Below are 19,252 nucleotides of genomic sequence, written 5' to 3' on the forward strand. Positions count from 1 at the left end.
AAATATAGCATTGACATATAATAAATAGTGAAATAAAATGAAACTATACAAAAATATTAGGGGGATTTAAAAGTGAAACTCGCAATCGGTAGTGACCACAACGCATTTGATTTAAAAGAAACAATAAAGGAATTTTTATCTGATACAGAACATGAAGTAGTTGATTATGGATGCCATTCCAAAGATGCTGTAGATTATCCAGACGTAGCTTTTGAAATTGCTCAAGCTATTAGTGAGGGTAAAGCGGAACGAGGAATTATTTTCTGTGGGACTGGGATTGGTGTATGTATCGCAGCAAATAAATACCCTGGAATCCGTGCAGCTTTAGCACATGATGTATACTCTGCGGAAAGAGCGCAATTAAGTAATAATGCACAAATTATCACAATGGGATCTCAAATTATTGGACCTGAAGCTGCGAAAAAAGTGGTAGAAGCATATTTAAACGTAGAGTGGGCAGAAGGATCTAAACGTAAAGTGGATAAAATTATTGAAAAAGAAGAACAATTTGTAAGCCAAAATTATAAAGAAGCAGTAGCAGGAAGTAATTGTAGCGTTAACTAAACGTGTTAACGAAGGGGAGAGGGAGCATGCAATCCTTATTATTAGACTTTCTAAAGGTAACCGAATCAGCAGCAGTTGCAGCACTTCCATGGGTTGGTAGTGGTGATAAGATTGCAGCTGATGGAGCTGCTACAAATGCAATGCGAGAGAATTTAAATAAAATGAAGATGCATAGTACGATTGTTATTGGTGAAGGTGAAATTGATGAAGCACCAATGCTTTATATCGGAGAGAAGCTTGGTAAGGGTGGAAGTCATGAGGTAGATATTGCGGTAGATCCAATTGAAGGAACAACGCCTACAGTAAATGGACAAGGAAATGCAATTACCGTCATTGCTGCTGCACCAAAGGGAACTTTACTACATGCACCGGATATGTATATGAAAAAGATCGCTGTAGGTCCAAGGGCGAAAGGGAAAATTGATTTAGATGCACCAATTGAAGACAATATGAAAGCAGTAGCAAAAGCAAATGGCAAAGAAATTACGGAATTAAATGTGTTTATACAGGATCGACCTAGACATAAAGAATATATTGATAGAATTCGAGAAACTGGTGCAAAGGTTCGATTATTTAATGATGGTGATGTCATTTATGCAACAGCAACTTGTATTGAACGTTCAGGTGTTGACATTTTTCTAGGCATTGGCGGTGCACCAGAAGGCGTATTAGGGGCAGCTGCTATTCGTTCTCTTGGCGGGGAAATGCAAGCAAAACTCTTACCAAGAAACAATGATGAAATAAGAAGATGTAAAGCGATGGGGATTACTAATTTAGAAGGCGTTTTAACCATTGATGACTTAGTAAGTTCGGATGATTGTATGTTTGTTGCAACAGGAATTACCGATAACTTAATTATTGATGGAATTGAAACAGAATATAGTAACTTTATTACCCATTCTATTCTTGTTAATGGTAGGGAAAAACAAGTCCGATATGTTAAGAGTACCTATCCAATCAAACAGCCTTTCTAGTAAACTACGATTTTGAAATCGAAATCATCACAGCTGGTATTCGTACTATTAGCCATTTAGAAAAGGCGGCAATAGCAGGTGCTAAGAAGGTTCCTAAAAAACTGAAACACTATCATAAGGAAGGATGATAACGGTGACAACGACAGTTAATCAAGCTGTAGAACAACTATCAATTAATACGATTCGCACCCTTTCTATTGATGCAATTGAAAAAGCGAATTCAGGACATCCCGGATTACCAATGGGTGCGGCTCCAATGGCTTATACATTATGGACAGATTTTATGAGCCATAATCCAAAAAACTCGAAATGGTTTAATCGTGATCGTTTTGTATTATCCGCAGGTCATGGTTCCATGCTTTTATATAGTTTATTGCATTTATCTGGGTATGATGTTTCCATGGATGATTTAAAAAACTTCCGTCAATGGGGATCTAGAACTCCTGGACATCCAGAAGTGCATCATACAGACGGTGTGGAAACAACAACCGGCCCATTAGGTCAGGGGATTTCTACCGCTATTGGTATGGCAATGGCAGAAGCACATCTATCAGCTAAATATAATAAAGAAGGTTTTTCAGTTGTTGATCATTATACCTATGCCCTTGTAGGTGATGGGGATTTAATGGAAGGAATTTCTCATGAAACCGCATCCTTAGCAGGTCATTTAGGATTAGGAAAACTAATTACGCTATATGACTCTAATGATATTTCTTTAGACGGAGATTTAAATAAATCTTTCTCTGAAAATGTGGAAGAGCGTTTTAAAGCTTATGGCTGGCAAGTTATTCGTGTAGAAGACGGTAACGATGTCAATAAATTAAAAGCTGCTATTAAGGAAGCGAAACAAAACACAGCTCAACCAACATTAATTGAAGTAAAGACGGTCATTGGATATGGGTCACCAAATAAATCAGGATCTTCAGATGCCCACGGTGCACCACTTGGTGAAGAAGAAGTTAAATTAACCAAAGAAAATTACCATTGGTCACATGAACCATTCTTCGTTCCAGAGGAAGTATATGCTGATTTTCAAGAAAAAGTCGTAGAAAAAGGTATCAAGGCGGAGGAAAAATGGAACAAGCTCCTTTCTGATTATAAAGAAGCATATCCAGAACTCGGTCTAGAATTAGAAACAGCAATCAATGGTGAATTACCGGAGAATTGGGAAAAGGATTTGCCCATCTATGAATCTGATAAGGACACCTTAGCAACTCGCGCTTCATCAGGAGAAGTACTAAATGCGATTGCAAAAGCAGTTCCAAACCTTTTCGGAGGAAGTGCTGATTTAGCAGGATCTAATAAAACAACGATTAAAGATGGCGGAGATTTTTCACGAGAAAATTATGCCGGAAGAAACATTTGGTTTGGTGTGAGAGAATTTGCAATGGCTGCAGCATTAAACGGAATGGCTTTACATGGCGGGTTAAAAGTGTTCGGTGGTACATTCTTTGTATTTAGCGATTATTTACGCCCAGCGGTTCGGTTATCTGCCATCATGAAAGCACCTGTAACCTACGTTTGGACACATGATTCAATCGCAGTTGGGGAAGACGGTCCAACACATGAGCCTGTTGAACATTTAGCATCCTATCGTTCCATGCCGGGAGTTTCACTCATCCGCCCAGCCGATGGAAATGAAACACAGGCTGCATGGCGACTAGCTGTAGAGTCAACGGATAAACCAACCGCATTGGTATTAACTCGTCAAAACCTCCCAACGTTAAAAGGTACAGCTGAACGCGCTTATGAAGGTGTGAAAAAAGGTGCCTACATCATAAGTGATTCAGAAAAAGAAACTCCTGATGCATTAATTCTTGCAACAGGATCAGAAGTTCAACTAGCTATCAAAGCTCAAAATGAGTTGAAATCTCAAAATATCGATGTACGTGTGGTTAGCATGCCTTCTTGGGATCGCTTTGAAGAACAAGATCAAGCATATAAAGATTCAGTCATTTCCCCTCAAGTGAAGAAACGTTTAGTAGTTGAAATGGCATCTCCATTTGGTTGGGAACGCTATACTGGGGATGAAGGAAAAGTGCTTGGGATTGATACCTTTGGGGCTTCAGGTGAAGGAAATAAAGTTATGGAGGAGTATGGGTTTACTGTAGAAAATGTAGTAAAACTGGTTGAAGAGCTAGTAAACGAAGTGTAGGTTGAATGTTCCGTAATAGATAATAGTGAAGTACTTTGTTTAAATGCACAAAGTATTTCACTATTTTTTTTGTTCTAAAGATTGGTGGAGAATGTGACGGGGGAACCGACCCTTCCGGCATAGGGATATCAGCGTTGGATCGTCATTTATTAGTAATCACGCCCGTATATCAGTACACACGCACCATATATCAGTAAACGCTGGAAAGATATCAGTACTCATGCACCATATATCAGTAAACGCTGGAAAGATATCAGTACACACGCACCATATATCAGTAAACGCTGGCAGGATATCAGTACTCGTGCACCATATATCAGCAAACGCTGGTAGGATATCAGTACTCATACACCATATATCAGCACTCCCCCCCACCTATCAGCATTCACCCCCCTTCAAATGTTAGGTAAAAGTCTCATGTCAAATAAATACCAAATTAGGACAAGAAACCTGTCCTCCTGTCATATTTCCCCATCCGCCTCATACAATGACGTACAGGGGGAATTTTCATGTCTGGAGATAGGTAGATATGGGATCTTAACGATTGGTTTAACTATGACAGCAGGGGGATTGCATATGCGTAGATCGTTAAGTGCTTTTTTATTTATGTTAGCGGTAGTGCTTGTGGCGGGGTGTACGCAGCCAGTGTCATTAGATGAGGAGAGAAGTAAGAAGCCGGATACGATTCATCATAAATTTTTATTCTATACGGAGAGTTATGTGAATGAGAACGGGGAAGGTATTGGGGAATTGTCCATTAAAACGAAAGATGGAGAGTTGGAGAAAATTGCTAGTAATGTGAAAAATTATGGTTTTGTATATTTGAATGATAAAGATAAGGTTCTTTTTGTGGATGAGGAAAATAAGTTGTATGCGTTCAGCCAGAGGGAAGATAAAGTAAAACTCGCGGAAGATGTACAGTTTTTCGATGGATTTAACGCGGAGGATTTTATCGTTTATGAGGATACGGATGGTAATTTGTACGTAATCAATGAGGATGGGAACGAGGAAAAGATAGGCAATGGAGTTACTCAATATGATTTGGTGGATGGAAATCTATATTTCATTGACTCGGATGGAGACTATTCGGTTTATAACATAGAGAGTAGGCAAGAAAGTAACATTGCTAATAATGTTTTTCATTTTAAAATTTTAAATCGTGATGGGGATCTTGTTTATACCAATGACGATTATATGCTGTTTTATAAAAAGGCAGATGAAAGTAGTGTGAAAATATCGGGTGAGGAGATTGATCCTTACTACATTAAAAACGTAGATGACCGTTTAATTTACTTAAGTTATGAAGAAGAAGGAGCAATGGATTTATATTCCAGTACGTTATCCAAAGATATAAAAACGGAAAAAATTGCATCTAATGTCTATTTGGCAGATTATGACAAAAGTGGATTTTATTACGTGAATGAGGATAATAATCTCTATCAAAAAGGAGATAGTGACGAAAAGGCTACGAAATTAGCGAGTGATGTAAACTATTTCTATTTAGTGGAAGGAACCGTTTATTATACGGATGAAGATAACAATGTTTATCAGATAACTAGTGCGGAGGGTAAGGAACAGATTGCAAAAAAGGTATACCAATTTAATGTCCATACAGATGGAAGGATTGTTTATTTAACAGAGGAGAATGAATTATTTATAGACGATACGAAGGTAACTGATGACGTTGATATGTATGCATTTTTTCATGGTAATCTTGTATACGTGACAAAGGATAATGAATTAGTCCTCATGCAGAATTTAAAAGGGGATCAAGTAATCGAAGACATTAGCGATTTCTCGTCCGTTACTTATCAAAATCTGACGGTATTCTCCAAACAACTAACTTTTGAAGATATTAGTGGTATGTGGAAGTTGGAAAATGATGAAGGAGCCATTTTCTTTGAAATAAATGCGGATGGAACGATTACGGATTATTTAGCCGGGACAAAGGAAATATTTACAGTGGATTATGCCGAATTTAATTCGATTGCAGCTTCATCAGAGAATGATTTTGTCACGATTACGAAAATAGATGATGAGACGTTATCCTTTAACGATAACGATAGCGATTATACAATAATGAAATCAACGAAAGAGGAAGCGGAAAGTTATGTGAATGACGATCAAAAGGAAGAAGGTAACATGGAGATTGAGACGGTCATAGAGGATTTTTTGTATATGATGACGTATGCAACGGATGCAGGAGACCTTCAGAACCTTGACTATTACATTGATCCTGATAGTGAGCTTTATCGTGAATTAGCTGATTCTATTATGACTATGTATGAGAATCAATTGGGAAGAGTTCTATTAACGCATGAAGTAACAGATATTAAAAAATTAGAAGGAAATCGTTATAGTGTGACTGTATATGAAGAACATTCTTTAATAGATTACACGGATTACTCCGAGGAAATGGTGAAACAGACTGTGATCTACGAGCTAGAGGAAATGGATGATCAATTTTTTATCATAGATATGGAAATTGTGGAACAGGGAAATACGGTAGCGGTTTGAGCCATGGTAACAGGTCCTTTGTCCGACCGATAAGGGAGCAGAGCCAGTGAATTACATTTTGATTTATGAACAGGGCGATAAGAGAATCGCCCTTACTTATAATTCGATACTCATGGACCATGTCCCTCCCAAAAAACACTGTCCTAATCTGGACAAGTTAAACATATAATGTCTAGAGTCTACATTTCGGGAGGAAGAAGATGTTTACCTTATTGGAAAAAGCTGTTGTTGCCATGGCATTATTTCGTATCTTATCTGGATCCATTGAGGTCTTTGCCGCATATTTGATGATTAAAATGAATGATGTGGAAAAGGCCCTTGTTATTAATAGTTCACTTGCCTTTATTGGGCCTTTAATTCTTATCATTACAACCACAATTGGAATTGTTGGTATCTCTGATAAAATATCTTTTGGTAAATTTTTTTGGATTTTTCTCGGAGTAGCTTTAATTATTTACGGGGTCAAAAAGTGATTCCATCTCCGTATTGACAAGCATACTATAGTTTTTCTTACTTTTTCGATTCATAATTCGTGCTAAAATTTCCTCCACATACATGGAAAAGGCGGGATTTGTACGTTGTCTTGGTCTAGTTAAATGTATCGGTTGATTTAACGTTACCTTTCCATCTTCAATTAAAATGACACGATCGGAAATAGCTACTGCTTCTTCTACATCATGTGTAACAAGAATAGAGGTGAATTTTCTTTCTAACCACAATGATTCAATCAATCGTTGCATTTCTAAGCGTGTCAAAGCATCAAGCGCTCCTAAAGGTTCATCTAAAAGTAATAAGGAAGGATCATGTACCAATGCTCTTGCAAGTGCTACACGCTGTTTCTGTCCCCCAGAAAGTTTAGATGGATAATCATGTATCCTTTCCTTCAGTCCTACTTGTGTGATGGCTTGCATTGCTCTATTTTTTGCATCAGAAGATAATCCTAAACAAACATTATCCATTACTCGTTTCCAAGGAAGTAACCGACCATCTTGAAACATCATTCTTGCTTGTTTATTCAACCCATTCAATGGTGTTCCGTCTAATTTAATCGAGCCGTCATTCATGTTTTCTAATCCCGCTACTAGACGTAACAATGTACTTTTTCCGCAACCACTTTTTCCGACGATCGCTACAAACTCACCTTCTTTAATCTGTAAATCCAGTCCCTTCAATACCTCCCTTTTATCATATTTCTTCTTAACTTGATGAATCGTAACATCTACTCCTTGTAAATCATATGAATTCAATTTGCACTCCCCCTATTTCTTCGCCAATACCGCCTAAAACTAGTTATTCCACTTTAATAATTTCCCTTCAAAATACCTAGCAATCATATCTGAAATTTTTCCAAACAACGCATAAATAATAATACTTAAAACAATGACATCCATTTGCATAAATTCCCTAGCGTTCATCGCCATATAACCGATACCAGACTGGGCAGAAATAGTTTCCGCAACAATCAGGGTTAACCACATGACCCCAAGTGAGAACCGTATACCAACGAGAATGGAAGACATAGCCCCTGGTAAAATTATTTGGAAAAAAAGCTCCTTCCCATTTAATCCATATGCTTTACCCATTTCAATAAGCTTTTTGTCAATAGACTTTATTCCATGATACGTATTAATATAGACTGGAAACAAAACGCCCAATGCTACAAGAAATACTTTGGAAGATTCACCAATTCCAAACCACATAATAACGAGAGGGATCAACGCAAGATGGGGAATATTACGTAACATTTGAATCGAGGTATCAAAGATTAAATCGGCAAAGCGAAATACGCCATTTAATAAGCCGAAAACAAATCCAGCAATTCCCCCAATTAAAAAGCCTACTAAAGCTCTCCATAAGCTAATCCCCATGTGTTCGGATAATTCCCCTGTAATCGTTAAGTCAATACCCGCCTGAATGATTTGGGATGGGGCCGGTAATATTCTTTCAGGTATAGCTCCGGACCACGACAATAATTGTCACGCAGCAATAATGAAAAGTGGAATAAACCAGGGAAAGAATTTTTCCAAAGGTCCTTTGATACTTCTTTTCATTTGTCATTTCCCCCTTATTTCATAACCTCTTCTACGTTTATTTCTTTAGGAATAATCTCTAAACGATAAAATGTATCTGCAATTTCCTGTTGTTCCTTTATGGTATCTTCTGTTATTTCTTCCACTCCATAAATACGTCTTTCAACAGACTTTTCAATGGATTCTTCATCAATATTTAAAATGGGTGCTAACATTTTCACCAGTTCTTCATGGTGGTTATTTGCCCACTCGGAAGATTTCTCAATTTCTTCCAAAATAACGCTAATGATTTCTTCATTTTCTTTAGCAAAACTCTCGGAGGCAACAAAGAAGTCTCGATCCGTTGTTAACCCTTCCCCGTCAACGAGTAATTTCCCGTCCGAGTGAAGTTCTGTAGATGCCGTAAATGGATCCCAAACGACCATCGCATCAACTGTGCCTTGTTCAAATGCTACCCTTGCATCACCCGGATTTAAAAATGCAGGGGTAATATCGGTATACTGAAGCCCGACTTTCTCTAAAGCTTTAACAATTAAGTAATGGGAGCTCGATCCTTTTGCAAATCCAACCTTCTTTCCTTTTAAGTCATTTAGATCCTGTATATCTGAATCATTTGGTACCAAGATGCCACTACCTTCATATTTGGAAAATCCGACTGCAACATACTTAAAAGGGGCATCGGCAGCTTGCGCGAAGATTGGTGGTGTATTACCTGTTCTACCAAAATCAATGCTCTCTGCATTAAGAGCTTCCACCAATAATGGACCTGCCTGAAATTCATTCCATTCCACAGAATATCCCATAGATTCTAATCGTTCATCTAACGTACCTAATGATTTTAAAATAATCAACGGGCCATTTTTCTGGTACCCAATACGTACAACTTTCTCGTCTTCTGAACTGCTACTGCCACTTTTTTCTTGTTTTTCATTACATGCTACTAGTAAAAAAATGGAAGAAAAAGCAATAACCAGAAATAACCACATTTTCTTTTTCATGGTAGACATATCCCCTCTTCACCTTCTTTAAGTTTCTGATGTTAGCCTATGTATAAAATGAAAGTAGGTTCCTGTCCTAATACAATTTTCCCCACCTCAAGCTTTTTAGGGAAACAGAGAGCTATATATAGGATGGATTACTGATAAATGGTGGACGAGTACTGATATATAAGAGGGATAATATCTCACTTTTAAGAGATACTATATACGCATACGAAAAGGAGGAATATGATGGAACTAACAAATAAAAAGCCAGATGAACCATTTCACTCTGGAGAAGTTTACCATTTATGGTCCTATCTATATAATACAAAAAACATTTTAGTTACGATGCAAGTACTTATCAATCATACTGGTGATCATGATTTAAAAACATATTTAGAGGATTTAGTAGAAAGTTGCCTTACACAAGAAGAACAGCAAGTGGAAGCTATCCTAAAAGAATCGGGAATTCGGTTACCTCCAGCACCTCCTGATAGACCGAATGTGGAAGTAGAAGATATCCCGGCAGGTGCAAGGTTTCATGATCCAGAAATCGCTGTTATCGTTCAAAATGAGTTAATGACAGATCGAGTATTATGTAGTTTTGTCACAGGAGTAGCAATAAGGGAGGACATTCGTTCTTTATTTGGGGAATTTCATACCCAAAAGGAAGAATACGAACAAAAACTCCTTGATTTATCTAAACAAAAAGGCTGGATTGTTTCTCCACCCATTAATGTAAAGTAGGAGTGTACAGGCTTTGAAAAAGAAAAATAAAGGGATGGTCATCGCTGCCATCGGATCCGTTCCACTTATGATGACATTGGGAAATTCGATGCTCATTCCGATACTCCCAAAAATGAAATCATCATTGGATCTTACTCAGTTACAAGTAAGCTTAACGATAACGGTTTTTTCTATTGCTGCTGCTATCTTTATCCCAATTGTAGGGTATTTGTCTGATCGTTTTTCGCGGAAGATGGTTATTATTCCTTCATTGCTGTTATTTGGTGGAGGAGCGTTATTAGCTGGTTTAGGAGCAGCCGTTTTTTCCAATTCTTATATTTGGGTTATTTTAGGAAGAATATTACAAGGAATCGGTGCGGCTGGAACTGCACCAATTGCTATGGCTTTAATTGGGGATTTATTCAGAGGGGGAGAGCGTAGTAGAGTACTCGGAATATTTGAGGCATCGAATGGTTTAGGAAAAGTGTTATCGCCGATTCTCGGTTCTTTATTGGCTCTCATTATTTGGTATTCAGTATTTTTTGCCTTTCCTGTGATTAGTCTTATCTCTATTTTATTGGTTTGGATATTTATTAAGGAAAAACGAAATTTCCAAGCGCCTCCCCCTTTTAAAAAATATGTAAAAGGGCTTTTAAGTGTCTTTAAACATGAAGGCAGATGGCTATTCACAATCTATTTAGCTGGTGGAACTTGTCTATTTACGCTTTTCGGAATCCTTTTTTATTTATCGGATATCCTTGAAACAAAATACAATATTAATGGAGTTCCAAAGGGCCTTATTCTTGCAATTCCGCTTCTAGTAATGGTTTGTACATCCTATATCACAGGTAGTAAAATTGGAAAAAACTTAGAAAAGATGAAGTGGCTTTCGGTTTTAGGTTTATTTCTGATGACGCTATCTTATAGTTCTCTTGTATTATTTGAAAAGCTTATTCCTTTTCTTATTGTCCTTGCCATTAGCAGTATTGGCGCAGGACTTGTCCTACCATGTGTCAACAGTCTCATTACGGGTGCAGTCGGAAAAGAACGCAGAGGCTTTGTCTCCTCTTTATATGGTTCTGTTCGTTTTATAGGTGTAGCACTTGGGCCACCCGTTTTTATCCGTTTAATGGATTGGTCACGAACGGGAATGTTTCTTTCCATAGCTGCTTTTACCCTACTTGTAGCCTTGTTAGTACTATTGTTAGTCCATGTTAAAGGGAAAGACGGGAAAGAAAAGAAAAAAAGTAATATTCGATACAAATACACGTAAGTTCATGGCTTCTTTCGCCATCCAAGTGTATAGGTCTTTTGAAAAGATATTTCACAAATCATATCCACCACCTTGGTTGAAATCCATTGGCTAATCAATGCAAGAAAGATTAATTTCCAATCGATTATCAACGCTACAAATAGAAAAATAAAGAAATTAAGGAAAAAAAGCGGTCTACCAGGTAAAATTCTTTTTTTGACGGAGATAATTATTGCGATGACACCGACACCACCATTCGAAACACCTTGACGCATTAATATTCCGATTCCTGTACCTAAAAAAACGGAACCAAATAAAAGATCCAAAAGTAAGCTTCGATTTTTCACGAAAATAATTTGTTCAAAAAAATCAACAGATAAAGATGTCACCGTAATGGAAAGAAGCGTCCACAATGCGAATCTTTTTCCTAAATATTTAACACCTAAAAATAATAAAGAAGTATTCACTATCCATAGTGCTAGTCCCATTCCAATGTGAAACAAATAACCCAAAAGAACAGTAATCCCACCAGCCCCACCAGAAGGAATGGAATGGGGGAACAAAAATACCCCCATTCCCAGCCCTTGAATAGCTCCCCCTGCTACAACTAAGCCGAATTTTAACATAAATGAATTCAATAAAAATCCTCCTTACAAATAGGGCTGCATTCTATTCAATAGACGGACAACCTATCTTATTGTATTCAAAAGTAAAAAGAAACATGCTTAACGATGGTATGAGTGGTGGAAGACGTAAGAAAAGCGTTCAAATCGCAACTCATCGAAAAGAACGGATTTAATCTACCCCTCCAACCTGATCCCTACAACACCCAACATGTAATCTAAACCTTTATGGTTAATTTTTGATTAAATGGGAAGATTATTAAATAAATTAAGGTAAAAATAGGAGGGAAAAATATGAAACGAATTTTATTTCTAGCTTCAATATTTATTTTAGCTTTAACTTTAGTAGCATGTGGTGGCAATAACAATGATAATAATGATACGACCACCAATCAGGGAGCCGATGTAACAAACAACGAAAATCAAGATACCAATGAAGCTGATGATAAAGCCGGTAATGATACCAATGACACAGCAACTAACAATAACAATGGGACCGAAGACATGCGAGCTAAAATGGATGAATTGAATTATGTTGATTTTGAGTTATCTGTCAAATATGACGGGGATAAAGAATATGAAGCAAGCTTAGAAAAAAATCAAGATGGTAGTGTTGAAGCGGAGTTAGAAGATGAAATTAATGGAGTTGATATTCACGGTCAAGAGGCATTTGACGAGGTTTATCCAAAAGTTAAAGAGCTAACGATTGAACAGAAGACGAATAAAGACGATGCTATTCAACAAGCATTAGATGCATTTTCCCTAGAGTCAAATTACAAGGAAATAGAATTAGAAATTAAATTTAAAGATGGCACGAAAATAGAATTCAAGGATAACAAATAATCACTAAAAAACAGGCAAAGCTTTCTAGTTTGCCTGTTTTTTAGTGGTTTGCTTTTTTCACTTCAAGTTTCTGGGGGAGATCAACTGCGAAAGTGGGGGATGATGAACCCTCGGCTCGTTTTCTTTATCATATTTTAAATGAATCATTCATAAATCATAAGTGTGGTATCAAAATAGTAAGCGTTTTCCGAAAGGGGGGGTGAGTTAGTATTTTTAATGTGAGCGCTGTAAGGACATTAAATAAAAGGGGGGTATTAGATGGCTGATTTACACAAAAATAATAAAGTGGATTATGAAAGTATCGCAGAAAGTGAGCAATTTAAGCATTTTATGAAGGAAAAAAGAAGGTTTACGGTACCAATGACTGTTTTCTTTCTCATCTTTTACTTTTTGCTTCCTATATGTACGTCTTACACCACCTTTCTAAACACACCGGCATTTGGGGATATTTCTTGGGTCTGGATATTTGCGGTTGCTCAATTTGTGATGACTTGGGTGTTATGTACGATTTATGTGAGAAAGGCAAACTCCTTTGATGAAAAAGTAGAAGCTATTATTCACGACCAAATTAAAAAAGGAGGTAAAGCCTAATGGATCCAATTGTTGTCTTCCTTTTCATTGCTATCGTTATTCTAACTTTAGTAATCACGTATTTTGCCGCGAAGAACACCAAGTCAACTGGTGACTTCTACACAGCCGGTGGGGGATTAACTGGCTGGCAAAATGGATTAGCCATTGCCGGTGACTACCTATCAGCTGCATCTTTCCTTGGAATAGCTGGGGCGATTGCGTTAAACGGTTTTGATGGATTCTTTTACAGTATTGGATTTTTAATTGCTTATTTAGTTGTTTTATTTTTAGTAGCGGAGCCATTGCGTAATCTTGGGAAATATACACTTGCTGATATGATTCATTCACGATTTGATTCGAAAAAGGTAAGAGGTGCGGCTGCACTAAGTACGATTACAATCGTTCTGTTTTATATGATTGCACAGCTTGTAGGAGCGGGTGCACTCATTCAGTTATTATTTCATATTGATTATTGGATTGCTGTTTTAATTGTTGGTGTTATGATGACCATTTATGTGCTTTTTGGTGGAATGATTGCCACTAGCTGGGTGCAGATTACGAAGGCTGTTCTTTTAATGGCGGGAATGGTTATTATGGCATTTCTTGTTCTTTGGAAATTTGATTTTAATATAGCTGCCATGTTTACTGAGGTGAAAACTGCTACAAGCCATGGCGCTGCTTATTTAGAACCGGGATTAAAATATGATGATCCATTAGGAACGATTTCCTTAATGATTGCGCTTGTTCTCGGTACAGCCGGTTTACCACATATTTTGATGCGTTTCTTTACGGTAAAAGATGCGAAAACAGCTAGAAGTTCAGTTATTACAGCTACCTGGACGATTGGTATCTTTTATATTCTTACGTTATTTCTAGGCTTTGGAGCGGCCATATACGTTGGTCAAAATGAAATACTTGCAGCTAATTCGGGTGGGAACATGGCGGCACCGCTACTTGCAGAGGCGTTGGGAGGTAATATTTTATTCGCCTTCATATCTGCTGTTGCGTTTGCTACCATTCTAGCGGTTGTGGCAGGTCTTGTATTATCTGGAGCCTCCGCTTTTGCCCATGATATATATGGTCAAATTATTAAAAAAGGGAAAGCTACGGATAGAGAACAAATGCTAGCTGCACGTTATGCGTCATTAGCAGTTTCGGTGTTATCGATTATTTTAGCCTTAGGTGCGCAAAGCCTTAATGTTGCATTCCTTGTTTCGCTTGCTTTCTGTATCGCAGCAAGTGCCAATTTACCTGTCATTCTTTATACGATTTATTGGAAGCGATTTAATACAACTGGTGCGATTTCAGCAGTATTATTCGGTCTAATTTCAGCATTAGTTTTAGTATCGATGAGCCCAAGTGTTTTCTCGCCAGAAGCGGGCGCAGCGTTATTTGTCGGAAATCCAATCTTTCCATTAGAAAATCCAGCGCTTGTTAGTGTACCACTAGGCTTTCTCGGAGGTTACCTTGGTACGATTTACTCAAAAGAACAAGATCTCAAACGCTATGCAGAGGTTAAAGTAAAAGCGCATATTGGTAATAGGGAATAGGGGGTATAGGGACAGTAGAGACCACTGAAAAAAAGGTGCTTTTACAGTAGTCTCGAACCTGTTCCTTTGTCTCACGCTGCTCGTTTACTTCTATTCTCTGTGCTCACAGATGTAACCAGTCTTGATCCTTTCGAAAGCACCAACGCTAATACAATGGAACATGCAATAGCAGAAGAAATATAAGAGATGCCATTCATAATTAAGGAATAAATAACTGGTGCTTGGCCTGCTTCAATTGCATATTCACTGAAGAAAACTATACCTGCAAGGAAATGCCAGAAGTAACGGGCAAATCCACCGACGAAGGTTGCGACAATTATCCAGACAATAGCCTTGCCCATGTTTTTGCTTCTTAAGTTATTTTTAATTGGGTTGATAAATAGTCCTGCAAAACCGACACATGCGAAAGCTACGAAATACTCTATGAACGCTTGTAATGGTGTTAGAATCCATGCTTCCCCAATGGCAATTTGTAATAATCCCCAAAGGAATCCACTGATAATTGCCGCTAAAAATCCTCTGCGAAATGCGATGATGAATATCGGCACCATTGCAAAGGAAATGGAGATGGACGGTCCAATACGGAGTGATGGCAATAAATCGAGCACAAGGGCAAGTGCCGCAAAAATGGCCACCTCAATAAGCGTTTGTAAACCTAATTTTTTCATTAAAAAAAGCCTCCTAATTGTGTTTTTAACGCACCAAAAGGAAGACATAGTTACCTAGTTTACTAGATAGATTTCACATTACGCATAAACAACTAGTAAACTATTCACCACATCCCTACGCTAGAATTAACTAACAGGTTCGAAGGGTAAGAACAATTTGTTCCCTCTCAGCTTTCGCTCCCCTTGTGGTCACGTTATTCGATTTACTCATGATAGTATCATATTTTCTATCTTTTGAGAAGTGGGAGGGCAAGTCCGTCATTGTCACCTGAGCCATTTTCTTTTAAAGTACTAGGATTTCATGGGAAAATTATTAAACTTGTACCCTTATTTCTTCTTTGAACTAAGTTTCTACAGCTATTATTTTTAAGCTGATTTTGAACAACAATTTACCTTTTACCTCGAAATGGAACGCGAGACCTGTTCCCCCGACTTTTTTTAGCGTAGAGGAATAAGATTAGTAAAAGTACAGTTTGTCCGAGAAAAGCTATAGCATCCCAGAATGCTAATGAATTTGTCGACCGGAGTAAATTAGAAAAAACTTGCGAATAAGCATAATAGGCCTGTGGTACAAAGTAAAAAACAAATAAACTAAGGGTTAACAGCATCCCGCCGATATAAAATGCACTATAAATACGAACAACTTTGCACTCTCCCTCGAATGGTTCTGTCTCATTAGAATCAATCTTTAAAAATGGGATCCATTTACTTAAAAACTGCTTGCCGCGTTCCAGTAAGTTATAGCATCCCGTTATATTTTCAATAAAATAATAGACATCTGTCTTCATATAGAAACAACATTGGTACAAGGTTTTAATAACAATATCCAATGCGATAATGCCAAGAATGCCTATAAAAATACCGTTCGCACTGGGGAAGAGGAGTTGTATTGTTAGGACGATAAAAACGATTGTTTGTTCAAAAGCCATTCCGGCAAAGTATAGGATGTTTCTTTGCTTTGGCGCCAATTTCCAAGCTGAGGTTAGGTCTGTTTCAAAAACGACAAAAATAAGTCTATTCCCGATATCCAATTTAGTTGGTAAATCGTAGGAACGGATAGCAAGGATATGCCCAAATTCATGAATGATGATAAAGAATAGCGAGATAAACATATAGGTGATGATATTGAGCATCATGGAATGGAACAGAAATATATCTTGATAATGGGGGAAGAGTTCGGGATTCCACACTATAAGTGAGATATTAACCATTAATAGGATGAGATAAATCTTATTCGTAACCCTATTAAAAAAGAAACGTCCAACTCGAGGGGGGATCCATGTAAATCCACCTGAAGATTGTATTTCCTTTACTTGCTTGACTTTTTCTCCATTTACCTCTTGAATGAGACCCAATTCCATTAGCTGCCCGCCAAATTCAATTATATCTACTTTTTCTTTCGGATACTTTTTCTGTAATTTACTTTCGATTTCACCTAATAGTTGCCCATCATTTATCCTTTCAATTGCATCAATACAAATCTCCGGCATTTCAAAAAAATCACCAGAAACAGGTTCCTCCACGATATAATTCTTCCTATCTTTTTGAATGGACAATGGATATAGGGTGATTTGCGATTCTAATGATAATTTCAAGCCTTTCACCACCGTTCTTTAGAAATGAAAATAGGATGCAAATGCACCCTATATCTAAAACTACTTAACCTTTTGGAATGATGAAACACCACCAACATGTTGCTTTAACTTTTTTTAGTTTACGGATTTTCATGGTTGCTACCCTCCTTTAAAGATTGGTCTTTATTATATTTTTTAAAGATTGTCATCCAATCTGGATACACTTGTTTAAAAGTTTCTACTAATTTAGGATCAAATTGCGTTCCTTTGCCATCTATAACACGTTGATAAGCTTCACCAAAAGGAAGTGCTGGTCGATATGACCTTGTAGAAGTCATCGCATCAAAAGCATCTGCAATAGCTGTGATTCTTGCAACAAGAGGTGTTTCCTCTCCTTTAAGTCCATCTGGATACCCCTTGCCATCCCATCTTTCATGGTGATGATAAACTACAGCGATATGATCAGCAATACCTTCTACATCTTTAATTGCTTTCGCCCCCACAACGGGATGAGTTTTAATGATTACATATTCTTCATCTGTTAGTTTACTAGATTTTGTCAGAATGGAGTCGGGAATATTCACTTTACCGATGTCATGTAAAAGACACGCATAATAAAAATGATTATAATTGGATTCTTTCACTTGTTCGGTTGCTTTTGCTAGACTTATTGCGTATTCTGCTACGCGTTCACTATGACCACGAGTATAAGGGTCTTTTAACTCCAAAGTGGCAATTACTCCTTTAACAATTCCCGCTAATTGTTCATTGTAAGAATCTTTCAGTGCCTGTACATATATTAAAAAACGATGAAGAAGCATATAGGCAATAAAAGCTAATAAGATATTGAGAATAACAGGAAAGAATACGACAGGGTCTTGTATGAATACTCCTACCACTATGTACTTTAAGATAATTCCCAATGTAACTAGATAGAAAAACCGCTTATTGATAAAAATAGGAGAAAATAATATAATCACTACTTCTACTAAATTACCACTACTATATGATTCCTGATTACCAAAGTAATAATAAATATCAGTCACTAAGTTTGTGATTAAATAGGTGATAACGAGAATATATTTTACATTTTCAGGTTTACCCTTTTTAAAGAAATATATGGTAACAGGGATAAGACAGATAATGATGAAATGTTTAACGAAACTTAAATAGTACCAAATCTTATCGGGTAATTCTAATGCCCATGGAAAAAAGGGTAAAAAATTATAATAAAATATATCATATAAAAAGAATACAATATAAAATAACCACATAAATAATAAGGTAGCCCTTTTTTCTTCTTGTAATAATGACATATTTTTCATCTATTTACCTCACTAACCAACGATGGAGTGGCCGGATGAATGTTGTTCCGATTGACTGTAGGACGATGGGAGTATACTTGACTCATGATGGGCTAACTTCCACAGTATTGGATTTTATTTGATACATTCGTTTATCGGAAATCAATAATAATTCTGAAATATTTTGCCCGTCTTCTGGATAGATGGCATGACCGATGGATAAAGTTACACCTGATTTATTAGATTCTTGACAATGGTTCAACTCGGCCCTAATCGACTCGTTCATTTGATTAATCAGATTTTGTGCAGATGTACAATCCATATTATTAAGTAATACAATAAATTCATCTCCGCCCCAGCGAACAAGTATGTGCTCTTTACGAATATTTTTCGTAATCGACCTACATAATTGTTGCAAAATGAAGTCACCATAATGATGGCCATAGGAATCATTAATCATTTTAAAATTGTCTATATCAATATTTAAAATTCCTATTCTTTCATTCTTGCGTTTTGCACGTTTTAACTGCTTTTCAAAATAGATATAGGCATACCTGCGATTATAAACACCGGTTAGCGGGTCATGATAGGATAGGTATCTGAACTTATCATACCAACCTCCAATAAACCATGAAAAACCTGCATGTATGAATGTAAAGATAGTGAAAAGAATGATATCAACTCTTCCTACTATCGAATATACTGATGCAGAAGTCAACGACAAAATTAATAAAATAAACCTACCGTAATATTCCATATGTTCTCCTTTGGGACAATAAGACGGTGATTATCCCACGACATAAATTTGGTTGTCCTATCTGCTAAAAAGTAAAAAACTACCATAAAAACCATCATACAATACTATTATATTAAAATATGCAAAAAGTATCATGGTAAAATTGTACTATGATCACCAAATAAA

Annotated in this window: 17 protein-coding genes, 1 pseudogene and 1 riboswitch; of the genes and pseudogenes, 10 read left to right on the forward strand and 8 right to left on the reverse strand. The window is 37.0% G+C overall.

All coding sequences use genetic code 11. The annotated features are described in order from the left end of the window. The first annotated feature begins 72 nt into the window (after nucleotides 1-72). From rpiB to KM885_RS10005, 5 genes are all read left to right on the forward strand, one after another. Nucleotides 73-564, forward strand: a complete 492-nt coding sequence (gene rpiB, locus KM885_RS09985; protein WP_047185651.1) for a ribose 5-phosphate isomerase B — start codon at nucleotides 73-75, stop codon at nucleotides 562-564. A 26-nt stretch (nucleotides 565-590) separates the two neighbouring features. After that, complete coding sequence (gene glpX / locus KM885_RS09990; protein ID WP_047185652.1) at nucleotides 591-1,538, forward strand: class II fructose-bisphosphatase; 948 nt, start codon at nucleotides 591-593, stop codon at nucleotides 1,536-1,538. 133 nt (nucleotides 1,539-1,671) lie between these two features. Beyond that, a complete protein-coding gene (gene tkt / locus KM885_RS09995) occupies nucleotides 1,672-3,693 on the forward strand; it encodes a transketolase (protein WP_338113674.1) in 2,022 nt (673 codons plus the stop codon). A 576-nt stretch (nucleotides 3,694-4,269) separates the two neighbouring features. After that, complete coding sequence (locus tag KM885_RS10000; RefSeq protein WP_204798521.1) at nucleotides 4,270-6,210, forward strand: TcaA NTF2-like domain-containing protein; 1,941 nt, start codon at nucleotides 4,270-4,272, stop codon at nucleotides 6,208-6,210. A 200-nt stretch (nucleotides 6,211-6,410) separates the two neighbouring features. Further along, nucleotides 6,411-6,683 (forward strand): YqhV family protein, encoded by a 273-nt coding sequence (locus KM885_RS10005; protein ID WP_204798522.1) that lies wholly within the window; start codon nucleotides 6,411-6,413, stop codon nucleotides 6,681-6,683. Here KM885_RS10005 and KM885_RS10010 read toward each other — a convergent pair. From KM885_RS10010 to KM885_RS10020, 3 genes and pseudogenes are all read right to left on the reverse strand, one after another. Beyond that, nucleotides 6,657-7,457, reverse strand: a complete 801-nt coding sequence (locus KM885_RS10010) for an ATP-binding cassette domain-containing protein (protein ID WP_204798523.1) — start codon at nucleotides 7,455-7,457, stop codon at nucleotides 6,657-6,659. The genes KM885_RS10005 and KM885_RS10010 overlap by 27 nt on opposite strands. Before the next feature lie 39 nt (nucleotides 7,458-7,496). Next, a pseudogene (locus KM885_RS10015) lies at nucleotides 7,497-8,261 on the reverse strand (ABC transporter permease subunit). A 14-nt stretch (nucleotides 8,262-8,275) separates the two neighbouring features. After that, nucleotides 8,276-9,238 (reverse strand): sulfonate ABC transporter substrate-binding protein, encoded by a 963-nt coding sequence (locus KM885_RS10020; RefSeq protein WP_216883882.1) that lies wholly within the window; start codon nucleotides 9,236-9,238, stop codon nucleotides 8,276-8,278. 231 nt (nucleotides 9,239-9,469) lie between these two features. On the opposite strand from KM885_RS10020, the gene KM885_RS10025 reads away from it, so the two are divergent. Both KM885_RS10025 and KM885_RS10030 read left to right on the forward strand, forming a co-directional pair. After that, nucleotides 9,470-9,967 carry a DUF3231 family protein gene (locus KM885_RS10025; RefSeq protein ID WP_338113675.1) on the forward strand — a complete coding sequence of 166 codons (498 nt, stop codon included), beginning with the start codon at nucleotides 9,470-9,472 and terminating at the stop codon, nucleotides 9,965-9,967. Between the two features lie 34 nt (nucleotides 9,968-10,001). Next, on the forward strand, nucleotides 10,002-11,219 hold the full coding sequence (locus KM885_RS10030; RefSeq protein ID WP_216883896.1) for an MFS transporter: 1,218 nt from the start codon (nucleotides 10,002-10,004) through the stop codon (nucleotides 11,217-11,219). 2 nt (nucleotides 11,220-11,221) lie between these two features. On the opposite strand, the gene KM885_RS10035 is transcribed toward KM885_RS10030, so the two are convergent. Further along, on the reverse strand, nucleotides 11,222-11,836 hold the full coding sequence (locus KM885_RS10035; protein ID WP_244986975.1) for a YitT family protein: 615 nt from the start codon (nucleotides 11,834-11,836) through the stop codon (nucleotides 11,222-11,224). Between the two features lie 279 nt (nucleotides 11,837-12,115). Here KM885_RS10035 and KM885_RS10040 point away from each other — a divergent pair, with 279 nt between their 5' ends. The 3 genes from KM885_RS10040 (at nucleotide 12,116) to KM885_RS10050 (ending at nucleotide 14,784) form a co-directional block, all read left to right on the forward strand. Next, nucleotides 12,116-12,664, forward strand: a complete 549-nt coding sequence (locus tag KM885_RS10040) for a YusW family protein (protein ID WP_216883885.1) — start codon at nucleotides 12,116-12,118, stop codon at nucleotides 12,662-12,664. Nucleotides 12,665-12,922: 258 nt separating this feature from the next. Then, entirely contained in the window at nucleotides 12,923-13,255 is a 333-nt protein-coding gene (locus KM885_RS10045) for a DUF485 domain-containing protein (protein WP_216883887.1), read from the forward strand. Further along, nucleotides 13,255-14,784: a solute symporter family protein gene (locus KM885_RS10050; RefSeq protein ID WP_216883888.1), complete on the forward strand. Its 1,530-nt coding sequence runs from the start codon at nucleotides 13,255-13,257 to the stop codon at nucleotides 14,782-14,784. The genes KM885_RS10045 and KM885_RS10050 overlap by 1 nt, the downstream gene beginning before the upstream one ends. Before the next feature lie 71 nt (nucleotides 14,785-14,855). Here KM885_RS10050 and thiT read toward each other — a convergent pair whose 3' ends face one another. The 4 genes from thiT to KM885_RS10070 all read right to left on the reverse strand — a co-directional run bounded on the left by thiT (nucleotide 14,856) and on the right by KM885_RS10070 (nucleotide 19,087). After that, entirely contained in the window at nucleotides 14,856-15,452 is a 597-nt protein-coding gene (thiT, locus tag KM885_RS10055; protein ID WP_145543014.1) for an energy-coupled thiamine transporter ThiT, read from the reverse strand. 95 nt (nucleotides 15,453-15,547) lie between these two features. After that, a riboswitch (TPP riboswitch) is annotated at nucleotides 15,548-15,646 on the reverse strand. Nucleotides 15,647-15,841: 195 nt separating this feature from the next. Further along, on the reverse strand, nucleotides 15,842-17,047 hold the full coding sequence (locus KM885_RS10060; protein ID WP_145523797.1) for a peptidase: 1,206 nt from the start codon (nucleotides 17,045-17,047) through the stop codon (nucleotides 15,842-15,844). Nucleotides 17,048-17,166: 119 nt separating this feature from the next. Then, a complete protein-coding gene (locus tag KM885_RS10065) occupies nucleotides 17,167-18,351 on the reverse strand; it encodes an HD-GYP domain-containing protein (protein WP_216883890.1) in 1,185 nt (394 codons plus the stop codon). An 82-nt stretch (nucleotides 18,352-18,433) separates the two neighbouring features. Then, nucleotides 18,434-19,087, reverse strand: coding sequence for a GGDEF domain-containing protein (locus KM885_RS10070; protein ID WP_216883891.1), 654 nt, complete (start codon nucleotides 19,085-19,087; stop codon nucleotides 18,434-18,436). Between the last annotated feature and the right edge of the window lie 165 nt (nucleotides 19,088-19,252).

This window comes from Oceanobacillus caeni (genome assembly GCF_019037185.1).
Taxonomy (GTDB): Bacteria; Bacillota; Bacilli; order Bacillales; family Amphibacillaceae; genus Oceanobacillus; species Oceanobacillus caeni.